General features: G+C 73.3%; 11 protein-coding genes. 5 read left to right on the top strand and 6 right to left on the bottom strand.

All coding sequences use genetic code 11. The features are described from left to right. Positions 1 to 33: 33 nt before the first annotated feature. Positions 34 to 1,581: a depupylase/deamidase Dop gene (dop, locus tag ACFLFB_RS10360; RefSeq protein WP_392542093.1), complete on the bottom strand. Its 1,548-nt coding sequence runs from the start codon at positions 1,579 to 1,581 to the stop codon at positions 34 to 36. A 20-nt stretch (positions 1,582 to 1,601) separates the two neighbouring features. On the opposite strand from dop, the gene ACFLFB_RS10355 reads away from it, so the two are divergent. The 5 genes from ACFLFB_RS10355 to ACFLFB_RS10335 all read left to right on the top strand — a co-directional run bounded on the left by ACFLFB_RS10355 (position 1,602) and on the right by ACFLFB_RS10335 (position 5,170). After that, positions 1,602 to 2,474, top strand: coding sequence for an alpha/beta hydrolase (locus ACFLFB_RS10355; protein WP_392542092.1), 873 nt, complete (start codon positions 1,602 to 1,604; stop codon positions 2,472 to 2,474). After that, entirely contained in the window at positions 2,387 to 2,593 is a 207-nt protein-coding gene (locus tag ACFLFB_RS10350; RefSeq protein ID WP_392542091.1) for an alpha/beta hydrolase, read from the top strand. Before ACFLFB_RS10355 ends, ACFLFB_RS10350 begins: the two co-directional genes overlap by 88 nt. Before the next feature lie 20 nt (positions 2,594 to 2,613). Further along, entirely contained in the window at positions 2,614 to 3,606 is a 993-nt protein-coding gene (locus ACFLFB_RS10345; RefSeq protein ID WP_392542090.1) for a ribose-phosphate diphosphokinase, read from the top strand. Beyond that, entirely contained in the window at positions 3,603 to 3,953 is a 351-nt protein-coding gene (locus ACFLFB_RS10340; protein WP_392542089.1) for a DUF3054 domain-containing protein, read from the top strand. The genes ACFLFB_RS10345 and ACFLFB_RS10340 overlap by 4 nt, the downstream gene beginning before the upstream one ends. 182 nt (positions 3,954 to 4,135) lie before the next feature. Continuing rightward, positions 4,136 to 5,170, top strand: a complete 1,035-nt coding sequence (locus tag ACFLFB_RS10335; RefSeq protein ID WP_392542088.1) for a peptidoglycan-binding protein — start codon at positions 4,136 to 4,138, stop codon at positions 5,168 to 5,170. Positions 5,171 to 5,200: 30 nt separating this feature from the next. Here the strand turns inward: ACFLFB_RS10335 and ACFLFB_RS10330 are convergent, their stop codons facing one another. The 5 genes from ACFLFB_RS10330 to ACFLFB_RS10310 form a co-directional block, all read right to left on the bottom strand. Next, on the bottom strand, positions 5,201 to 6,094 hold the full coding sequence (locus tag ACFLFB_RS10330; protein WP_392542087.1) for an LLM class F420-dependent oxidoreductase: 894 nt from the start codon (positions 6,092 to 6,094) through the stop codon (positions 5,201 to 5,203). Between the two features lie 59 nt (positions 6,095 to 6,153). Then, on the bottom strand, positions 6,154 to 6,615 hold the full coding sequence (locus ACFLFB_RS10325) for a 2'-5' RNA ligase family protein (RefSeq protein ID WP_392542086.1): 462 nt from the start codon (positions 6,613 to 6,615) through the stop codon (positions 6,154 to 6,156). Positions 6,616 to 6,668: 53 nt separating this feature from the next. Continuing rightward, positions 6,669 to 8,288, bottom strand: a complete 1,620-nt coding sequence (gene arc, locus ACFLFB_RS10320; protein ID WP_392545411.1) for a proteasome ATPase — start codon at positions 8,286 to 8,288, stop codon at positions 6,669 to 6,671. A gap of 157 nt (positions 8,289 to 8,445) precedes the next feature. Beyond that, a complete protein-coding gene (locus ACFLFB_RS10315; RefSeq protein WP_392542085.1) occupies positions 8,446 to 9,471 on the bottom strand; it encodes a tRNA (adenine-N1)-methyltransferase in 1,026 nt (341 codons plus the stop codon). An 11-nt stretch (positions 9,472 to 9,482) separates the two neighbouring features. Continuing rightward, the gene (locus ACFLFB_RS10310) at positions 9,483 to 10,586 is read right to left on the bottom strand and encodes a site-2 protease family protein (protein ID WP_392542084.1); all 1,104 of its coding nucleotides are present in this window, start codon (positions 10,584 to 10,586) and stop codon (positions 9,483 to 9,485) included.

The raw sequence follows: 10,586 nt of genomic DNA, 5'->3' as shown, positions 1-10,586 counted from the left end.
GGGGCGCGGCGTGGCCCACGGGTCGGACGGTGCTCAGACCTCGGTGGCGTCGCGCTCGGAGTCCTCCGCACCGGCCGCGGCGAGGGCCCGAAGGAGGGATGCGGCGTCGGGCGCGTTGCGCACGAGGTCGCCCACCCCGGCCTCGGTGCCCTTGAGCGGCTCGAGCATCGGCACCCGCTGGAGCGTGCGCGAGCCCGCGACGTCGAAGATCACCGAGTCCCAGGAGGCGGCGACGACGTCGTCGGCGAACCGGCGCAGGCACTCGCCGCGGAACCAGGCCCGCGTGTCGGTGGGCGGGTGGTCGACGGCGTGGACGACGTCGGCCTCGTCGACGAGCACCTCGACGCGGCCGGTCGCCGCGAGGCGGTGGGCCAGGCCGCGGTCGGCCCGCACGTCGGACCACTGGAGGTCCACGGCCTTGAGCCGCGGGTCGCCCCACCCGAGGGAGTCGCGCTCGCGGTAGCCCTCGAGGACGGCCAGCTTGGCGACCCAGTCGACCTCGCGGCGCGCCTCCATCGGGTCGCGGGCCAGCTTGTCGAGGACGACGCCCCACCAGTGCAGGACCTCGACGGTGTCGGCGTCGGGCTCGCCGTCGGCGACGGCGTGGGCCCAGGCGTGGGCGCGGTCGTGGTACTCGGTGAGGAGCTCGAGGGCGGTCATCCGGCGGCCGTCGACGAGCTCGACCTTGGCCTGCAGGCTGGTGTCGTGCGACACCTCCTGCAGGGTCGCCACGGGGCGGCGCACCGACAGGTCGTCGCGCAGGGCGTCGGCCTCGATCATCCCGAGGACGAGCGAGGTGGCGCCCATCTTCAGCAGGTTGGCGACGTCGCAGTGGTTGGCGTCGCCGAGGATGACGTGCAGCCGGCGGTACCGGTCGGCGACGGCGTGCGGCTCGTCGCGGGTGTTGATGATCGGCCGCTTGAGCGTGGTCTCCAGGCCCACCTCGACCTCGAAGAAGTCGCTGCGCTGGGCCATCTGGTAGCCGGGGGTCCGCGAGTCGATGCCGATCCCGACCCGGCCGGACCCGCTCATCACCTGGCGCACGACGAGGAACGGGGTGAGGTGCTTGACGATGTTCGCGAACGGGGTGGAGCGCGCCATGAGGTAGTTCTCGTGAGTGCCGTAGGAGACGCCCTTGCCGTCGGCGTTGTTCTTGTAGAGGTTGACGCCGGGCGGCACGGTGGCCAGCCGGGCGACGGCCTCGCGCATGACGAGCTCGCCGGCGCGGTCCCAGACCACGGCGTCGCGCGGGTTGGTGACCTCGGGCGAGCTGTACTCGGGGTGGGCGTGGTCGACGTAGAGCCGGGCGCCGTTGGTGAGGACGACGTTGGCGAGGGTGGGGTCCTCGACGTCGGTGAGCTGGCTGGGGTGGGCCAGGCCGCGGCCCATGTCGAACCCGCGGGCGTCGCGCAGCGGTGCCTCGTCGGCGTAGTCCCAGCTCGCCCGGGCGGGCCGGATGCCGCGCGAGGCGGCGTAGGCGGTGACGACGTCACCCGACGCGACCATCGGGTTGGCGCCCGGGTCCCCGGGCACGACGATGCCGTACTCGGTCTCGATCCCCATCACGCGGCGCACGGTCATGGCTCGACGATACTTTCCGCGTGCGCACCTACCACCGCCTGTCCGCCCGAAGTGCCGTCGTGACGGCGCTGGTCGACGGGCTGCGGCCCTCGGTCGCCGACCTCGACCACGACGGGATCCAGCGCGCCCGCGCCGGAGCGTGGCCCACGAGCGGCCTCCTCGGCGGGATCGCGGCCCGCGTCGTCGGGCGCGCGGACCCGGCGGTCGGCATCACCTACGGCACGGCGCCGGCGCGCGACGAGCACGAGATCCCGCTGCGGATCTACCGGCCCCGCGCCATCCGCGACGGGCAGGCCGACGTGCCCGTCGTCATGTGGTTCCACGGCGGGGGCTGGGTGCTCGGGAACGTCGTCAACTACGACCCCGTCTGCACGCTCATCGCCCGTGAGGTCGGCTGCGTCGTCGTGTCGGTGGACTACCGGATGGCGCCCGAGCACCGCGCGCCGGTGGCCGCGCTCGACTGCGTCGACGCCACGACCTGGGTGCAGGTGAACGGCGACGTCCTGCGCGCCGACACCTCCCGGATGGCGGTGGCCGGCGACTCGGCCGGTGGCAACCTCGCGGCGGTGGTCGCCCAGGTGCTGCGCGACGCCGGGATCACGGCGCTGCGCCACCAGGCTCTGGTCTACCCGGCGACCGACCTCACGATGTCGTCGCCGTCGGTGGGCGAGCACGGGCGCGCCCCCCTGCTGGACCGCCGGGCGATGGACGCGTTCCGCGACCACTACGTCGCGCCGGGCCACGACCTGCGCGACCCCTCCTCTCCCCGCTGTTCGGCGACCTCGAGGGGCTGCCGCCCGCGCTGGTGCAGGTCGCCGACGTCGACCCCATCCGCGACGACGGCGTCCGGTACGCCGCGGCCCTCGAGGCCGCGGGGGTGCCGGTGCGCCTGACGAACTACCTCCGGATGCCGCACGGGTTCGCCGCGATGCCCGGTGCGGCACCCGCGCTGGTCCGCCAGCAGCGGTGGGAGCTCGTGACCGCGCTCTCCGCGGCCCTGAACCGGGCCTGACCTCCGGATAGGCTGCGGCCATGCGCGAGGTCGTCGTCTTCTCCGGCTCGGCGCACCCCCGTCTCGCCCACGCCATCTGCGACGAGCTCGACGTCCCGCTGTCGGAGTCGGTCGTCACCCGGTTCAGCAACGACTGCCTCCAGGCGCAGCTGCTGGCCAACTGCCGCCAGCGCGACGTCTACATCGTGCAGCCGCTCGTGCCGCCGACCCAGGACTCCCTCATGGAGCTCCTGCTGATGATCGACGCGGCGCGCGGTGCGTCGGCCGGCATGGTCACGGCGGTCATCCCCCACTTCGCGTACGCGCGCTCGGACAAGAAGGACGCCTCCCGGATCTCGCTCGGGGGACGTCTCGTCGCCGACCTCATCGCCACCGCCGGCGCCAACCGCGTCATCACGATGAACCTGCACGCCCCGCAGGTGCACGGGTTCTTCTCGGTGCCCGTCGACCACCTCACGGCGCTCGGCGTGCTCGCCGACCACTTCCGCGAGCAGGAGCTCGACGACTGCGTCGTCGTCTCCCCCGACCTGGGCAACGCCAAGGACGCGACCCAGTTCTCGCGACTGCTCGGCCTGCCGGTGGCGGCCGGCTCGAAGCGGCGGCTCAGCGACGACCGGGTCGTCATCGACTCGATCGTCGGCGACGTCTCGGGTAAGCGGGCCATCGTCCTCGACGACGAGATCGCGACCGGCGGCAGCATCGTCGAGCTCCTCGACCGCCTCGCCGACCGCGGGGTCACCGAGGCGTCGGTGGCGTGCACGCACGGGCTGTTCGCCGGCTCCGCGGTGGAGCGGCTGCGCTCGCACCCGATGGTCCGGGAGGTCGTCACCACCGACACCGTGCCGGCGCCGGCGGGGTGGCCCGGGCTGAAGGTGCGCTCGGTCGCCGAGCTGTTCGCCGAGGCCATCAAGCGGATCCACGCCGGCGAGTCGGTGTCGAGCCTGTTCGACGGCGTCGACCCGATGCACGCGCCGCCCCGGCAGAACACGCTGTTCGACCGGGTGCGCCCGTGAGCCGGGTGCTGCCCGGGCTGCTCGACGTCGTCCTCGTCGTGGTCTTCGCGGCGGTGGGGCGGCGCTCGCACGCGGAGGGGCTCGACGTCGTCGGGATCCTGCGGACCGCCGCGCCGTTCGTCGTCGGAACCGCGGCGGGGTGGCTGCTGGCGTCGGTGACGCTCGACGCCGGGCCGCGGTCGCTGGCGTTCGGGGCGGTCGTCCTGGCGTGCACCGTCGTCGTCGGGATGGTGCTGCGCCGGGTGGCGGCCGAGGGCACCGCGCCCTCCTTCGTCGTCGTGGCGACGGTGGTGCTCGGGGTGCTGCTCCTCGGCTGGCGCCTCGTCGCCCGCCTCCTCCCCGCCTGACCGCCCGGGTCGCAGGACACGCCGACCTGCAGGCGCGCTCATCGGCGTGTCCTGCGACACGAGGACCCTCGGTGTGGCGCGTGGGGATGATGTGGCGCCTGCGGTCGCGGGGTGGGACTTTCCTCCGTAGCGTCGAGTCGGTTGGGACCTTTTGTCCACCGATCCACAGGAGTCACGAACCGATGTGTGAGCACCACGACCCGACCACCCCCCTCGACGTCGCCGCGGCGCCGGCCGGAGCCACCAGGTCGCCCCTGGGCCGGCGGACCCTGCTGCGCGGCGCGGGCGGCCTCCTCCTCACCGGGGGGATCATCACCGCCGGTGCCGAAGGCGCCTTCGCCGCGACCTCGCAGAACGGCTGGACCGCCGGGACGTCGAGCCAGATCCCGCTCTCCAGCCTCGCCGCGGGGGCCGCGACCTTCCCGGCCGGAGTGCGCACCGGTGACGTCTACACGGTGCTGCGCTACGTGGCGGTGCAGGTCAACGCCACCGTCGAGGCGCTGTACTCCCCCGGCTGCTGGGGCCACAACTACCGCGAGATCTCCGGGAGCACGAGCCTGTCGAACCACGCGAGCGGCACGGCGATCGACGTCAACGCCCCCGACCACCCGCTCGGCGCGGCCGGCACCTTCACCTCGGCCCAGGTCGCGGCGATCCGCACCATCCTCAACCGGTGCAACGGCGTCGTGCGCTGGGGCGGTGACTACTCGGGCCGCAAGGACGAGATGCACTTCGAGATCAACGTCGGCCCGAGCGACTCGCGCCTGCCCGCCCTCGCGGCCTCCCTCGGCGGTGGCGGCGGCACCCCGACCCCGACGTCGGGCTGGACCCTCGTGCGCCAGGGTGACTCCGGCTTCCGGGTCAGCGCCGTGCAGCACCTCCTGCGCCAGCGCGGCTACTCCCTGTCGGCCGACGGCGTCTTCGGGTCCGGGACCGCCTCGGTCGTGCGGTCGTTCCAGACCGCGAGCGGACTGAGCGCCGACGGCATCGTCGGGCAGGACACCTGGACCGCGCTCATCGTCAACGTGCAGAGCGGGTCGCAGGGCGAGGCGGTCATCGGCGTCCAGAAGTGCCTCACGGCCAAGGGCTACTCCACGGGCGCCGACGGCATCTTCGGCTCGGGCACCGACGCCCAGGTGCGCGCCTTCCAGCGCGCGAAGGGGCTGCCCGACGACGGCATCGTCGGGTCGAACACCTGGCAGGCGCTCACCGCCTGACCGGTGGCACGGGTCGTCCGTCAGGATCCGTCAGGAGACCTGGCGGACGACCTCGGCCACGCGGTCGTAGGCGGCGGGGTCGGTGGTGTTGGCCGTGCTGAGGATGACGTGGTCGATGCCGGCCGCGCCGAGCCGGCCGAGCCGCTCCACCGCCTCGTCGACCGAGTGGCCGTGGACCCCTGACGGCAGCGGCGCGCCGGTGTCGAGGGTGAGCGCGGCGAGGCACGTCTTGGAGATCTCGTCGTAGTCGCGGCCGACGTCGGCGCAGTGGCCGCGCAGGACCTCGAGCTTGTGCGGGACCCCCTCCGGCCCGAGGCCGGTGTCGAACAGGTTGCACGCGTCGGCGTACTGCGCCACGAGCCGCAGCGTCCTCCTCTCCCCGCCGCCGCCGACCATGATCGGCGGGCGCCGCACCGGCTGCGGGCGGTTGAGCGGGCGCTCGAGCGCCACGGCGTCGCCCTCGAACGGGCTGTCGTCGTCGGCGAACATCCGGTGCGCCAGCTCGAGGGTGTCCTCGAGGAGGGCGAACCGCTCGCGGGTCGACGGGTACGGCACGCCGAGGCCGCGGTGCTCCTCCTCGTTCCACGCCGCCCCGATGCCCAGCCACGCCCGGCCGCCGGAGAGCACGTCGAGCGTCGTCACCGTCTTGAGCAGCACCCCCGGGTGGCGGTACGTGACGCCGGTGACGAGGGTGCCCAGCTCGATCCGCTCGGTGACCGCGGCGGCGTGGGCCAGCGTCGCGTACCCCTCGAGCATGTCGTCCTCGGGCGGCCCGACCATGGCGATCTGGAAGAAGTGGTCCATCACCCACAGCGAGGCGAGACCGGCGGCGTCCGCGTCACGGGCGATGGCCCGCCAGGTGGCGCCGGTGGACGCCGGGGCGTCGGGAAAGGAGAACCGCGAGACCTGCAGACCGAGCTTCATCCCGCCATCGTGCGCACGTCGGGCTCACCTGTGCAAAGCCGGACCCGGCAACCTTCGACTCACGCCGGGTCGGCGCCGGTGACCGGGGTGACGACACCCGCGTCGGGGTCCCAGCGACGCAGCTCGACGAGGGTGAGCACCGCGTCGTCCCACCCGAGGACGTCGACCGCCTCCTGCACCCGCTCGCGCGGCAGCCGCCGCGCCAGGGTGAGGTGCGGGAGCCACCCGGGATGCTGGCGGTCCGGCACGGCGGCGCGGACCGCCAGCACCGCCCGCAGCACCTCGTCGTCGACGTCGACCGCGCGGGCCACGGTGACCCGCGCTCCCCCGAGGAGCAGCAGCCCCGACACCCGCACCTGCACGGGCAGCATCGGGACGAGCACCCGGCGGGCCTCCTCGAGCGCGGCGTCGGGCAGCACCGGTGCCGCGACCACGGTGAGGTGCACGGCGTTCGTCGGTCCCCGGTGGTCGAGCTGCGAGGGCAGCCCCGCGTCGCGCAGCGCACCCCACGAGCGCCGCACCACCTCGGCGCCTGCCGCGTCGGGCAGCAGCTCGAGGGCGTGCAGCCGATGGGTCAGAGGTACTGGCCCGTGTTCGCGACGGTGTTGATCGACTTGCCGGGCTCGGTGCCCTCCTTGGTCTTGATGAGGGTGCGGATGTAGACGATCCGCTCCCCCTTCTTGCCGGAGATGCGCGCCCAGTCGTCGGGGTTGGTCGTGTTCGGCAGGTCCTCGTTCTCCCGGAACTCGTCGGTGCACGACTGCAGCAGGTGCTCGACGCGCAGGCCGCGCTGGCCGGTGTCGAGGAGGTCCTTGATCGCCATCTTCTTGGCGCGGTCGACGATGTTCTGGATCATCGCGCCGGAGTTGAAGTCCTTGAAGTAGAGGATCTCCTTGTCGCCGCCGGCGTAGGTGACCTCGAGGAAGCGGTTCTCCTCCTCCTCGGTGTACATCCGCAGGACGACGGCGTCGATCATCGCCTGGAGCGTGGCGGGCACGGAGCCGCCGTTCTGCTCGACGTCGTCGGGGTGCAGCGGCAGGCCGGGGATGAGGTACTTGCCGAAGATGTCGCGAGCGGCCTCGGCGTCGGGGCGCTCGATCTTGATCTTCACGTCGAGGCGGCCGGGGCGCAGGATCGCGGGGTCGATCATGTCCTCGCGGTTGGAGGCGCCGATGACGATGACGTTCTCCAGGCCCTCGACGCCGTCGATCTCGGCGAGCAGCTGCGGGACGATCGTCGTCTCGACGTCGCTGGAGACGCCCGACCCGCGGGTGCGGAACAGCGACTCCATCTCGTCGAAGAACACGACGACCGGGTAGCCCTCGCTCGACTTCTCGCGGGCCCGCTGGAAGATCAGCCGGATGTGCCGCTCGGTCTCGCCGACGTACTTGTTGAGCAGCTCGGGGCCCTTGATGTTGAGGAAGTACGACTTCCCGGGCTCGCGCCCCTCCTTCTCGGCGACCTTGCGCGCCAGGGACGCCGCGACCGCCTTGGCGATCATCGTCTTGCCGCAGCCGGGCGGGCCGTAGAGCAGGACGCCCTTCGGCGGCTTGAGCTGGTGCTCGACGTACAGGTCGGCGTGCAGGTACGGCAGCTCGACGGCGTCGCGGATGGCCTCGATCTGGCCCGTGAGCCCTCCGATGTCGGAGTAGTCGATGTCGGGGACCTCCTCGAGGACGAGGTCGGCGACCTCGGCCTTGGGGATCCGCTCGAAGACGAAGCCCGAGCGCGACTCGAGCAGCAGCGCGTCACCGGCCCGGATCTTCTGGCCGTCGAGCGACGCGGCGACGCGGCAGACCCGCTCCTCGTCGGCCTGGGCGACGACGAGCACGCGGCCGTCCTCGAGGACCTCCTTGCACAGGACGACCTCACCGACCACCTCGTAGCCATGTGCCGCAACGATGTTCATCGCCTCGTTGAGCATGACCTCGCGGCCGGGAGCGAGCTCACCGGGCTCGAGCGAGGGGCTCACCGCGACGTGCATCTTCCGCCCGCTGGTGAGGATGTCAGCCGTGCCGTCCTCGAAGGTCTCGATGACGATGCCGTACGCCGCGGGCGGCTGGGCCAGGCGGTCGACCTCGGACTTGAGCGTGACGATCTGCTCGCGGGCGTCGCGCAGGGTGCGGACCAGCCGCTCGTTCTGCGCGGAGAGCGTGGCGGCCTGCGAGCGGATCTGCGCGAGGTCGCGCTCCATCGCCCGCAGCTGGGCCGGCGTGGCCTGTCCGCGCGAGCGGAGCGCGGCGATCTCGGCCTCGAGCGACTCGCGCTCGGCCTCGAGGCGCTCGCGGGCGCCCGGCTGGTCGGCCTGGGGCTGCTCGTCGGTGCTCATGCTCGACGATAACCCGCGAAGGTCAGGCAGGGGGCGAGGTATCGGCCACCGGGCGGGAGGTGTCGGTCACGGCCCGGCGCACCTTGCGCACCCGCTTCTCCGACGGCACCCGCTCGCCGATGGCCTCCGAGGTCCAGTCCTCGTCGGTGGCGTCCTCGCCGGTGACGTAGCCCTTGCCCGGGCGGCGCTTGCGCAGGGGCGGTGTCGTGCCCGGCGCGAGGCGTCGCGTGGTGATGAGGAAACCGGTGTGGCCGTGCATCCGGTGCTGCGGGCGGACGGCCAGGCCCTCGAGGTGCCAGCCGCGCACGAGGGACTCCCACGCCTGCGGCTCGGTGAAGGTGTTCGAGTCGCGCATCGCCTCGGCGACCTTCGACAGCTGGGTGGCCGTGGCGACGTAGCAGATGAGGACGCCGCCCGGCGCGAGCGCCGCCGCCACGACGTCGAGGCACTCCCAGGGCGCGAGCATGTCGAGGACGACGCGGTCGACGGTGCCGTCCTCGACCGTGCGGGGCAGGGCCTCGACGAGGTCGCCGACGGTGACCGTCCAGGCCGGGTGGTCGGTGCCGAAGTAGGCGCGGGCGTTGGCCATCGCGATGTCGGCGAAGTCCTCGCGCCGCTCGAAGGAGTGCACGCGGCCGGTCTCCCCCACGGCCCGCAGCAGCGACATCGACAGGGCGCCCGAGCCGACGCCCGCCTCGACGACGACGGCCCCGGGGAACATGTCGGCCATGGTGACGATCTGGCCGGCGTCCTTGGGGTAGACCACGGCGGCGCCGCGCGGCATCGACATGACGTAGTCGGAGAGCAGCGGCCGCAGGGCGAGGTACTCGACCCCGGCGGTGTTGGTGATGGTGGAGCCGTCGGGGGCGCCGATGAGGTCGTCGTGCGCCATCCACCCGCGGTGGGTGTGGAACTGCTTCCCGGGCGCGAGCTCGATGGTGTGCATCCGGCCCTTGGGGTCGGTGAGCTGGACGCGCTCGCCGACCGAGAAGGGCCCGCGCCGCAGCTCGGTGCCGGTCGCGGCCGTGGGCTCGCTCGGGGAGGTCATGGGCGCGAAGTCTAGTTGCGCGCGCGGGGCCGGGCCGCCGCGGCCTCGAGGGCCGAGGCGCTGACCATGCCCCACGCCCGCCCGCCCTGCGTGAGGACGACGAGCGCGACGCGCGACGTCGCCATCGCGCTGATGGCGCGGTCGACCGCGTCCTCGGGGCCGGCCTCGACGACGTTCTCGTCGGGCAGGCGCAGGACGACCGAGCCGATGGGTGCCGACGGCGGTGCGTCGGTGGCGAGCTCGCCGACGAGGGCGAGGGTCGGGCGGCCGTGCTCGTCCTCGCAGACGACGAGGTCGGGGTGCAGGCGGGCCTCGCCCAGCGGGGTGCTCGTCGGCAGGACGGTGACGGCCTCCGCCACGTCGCCGAGGCGCACCGAGCGCAGCACCCGCTCGAGCGGCGCCCGTCGGATGGCCGCGGTGGCGCCGGACCAGAGGATCCATGCCATGACGAGCGCCAGGCCGACCGAGAGCAGGTCGAGGTCCTCACGGCGGCCCAGGGCCAGCGGACGGACGAGGAACCAGAGGACGAGGAGCACCGCGAGGACGCGCCCGCACCACCCGGCGACGACGAGCCCGAGGTCGCGCCGGCCGGACACCTTCCACACGAGGGACTCGACGACCTGGCCGCCGTCGAGCGGCAGTCCGGGCAGGAGGTTGAAGCCGGCCAGCAGGAGGTTCATGGAGAAGAAGGACCAGGCGAACTCCGACGCCGGCCACGGCAGCACCGCCGAGGCCACGAAGCCGATGCCGGCGAGGAGGAGGTTGGCGAGCGGCCCGCTGACGGCCACCACGGCGGCGCGGCCTGGCGTGATGCCCGTGCCGTCGTAGGAGGTGTGCCCGCCCCAGAGGGTCGCGACGATGCGGTGCACCCGGAACCCGAGGAGCCGGCCGGCCAGCGCGTGCGCGACCTCGTGGCCGAGGACGGCGATGAGGATCCCCACGACGAGCCACAGCGCGTAGGCGACCGCGGTACCGGGGCCGAGGTCGCGCCCCGCCTGCCAGCCGGTCCACGCGATGAACGCCGCGAGGAAGAGCCAGGTGCGGTCGAGGTAGACCGGGACGCCGGCGACTCTGGCGAGGCGAACGGCGCCCGCCGGGGCCTTCTCGTCGGACAT

Source organism: Oryzobacter telluris (assembly GCF_043099285.1).
Lineage (GTDB): Bacteria > Actinomycetota > Actinomycetes > Actinomycetales > Dermatophilaceae > Oryzobacter > Oryzobacter telluris.
This window is presented reverse-complemented; position numbering and strand designations above follow the sequence as displayed.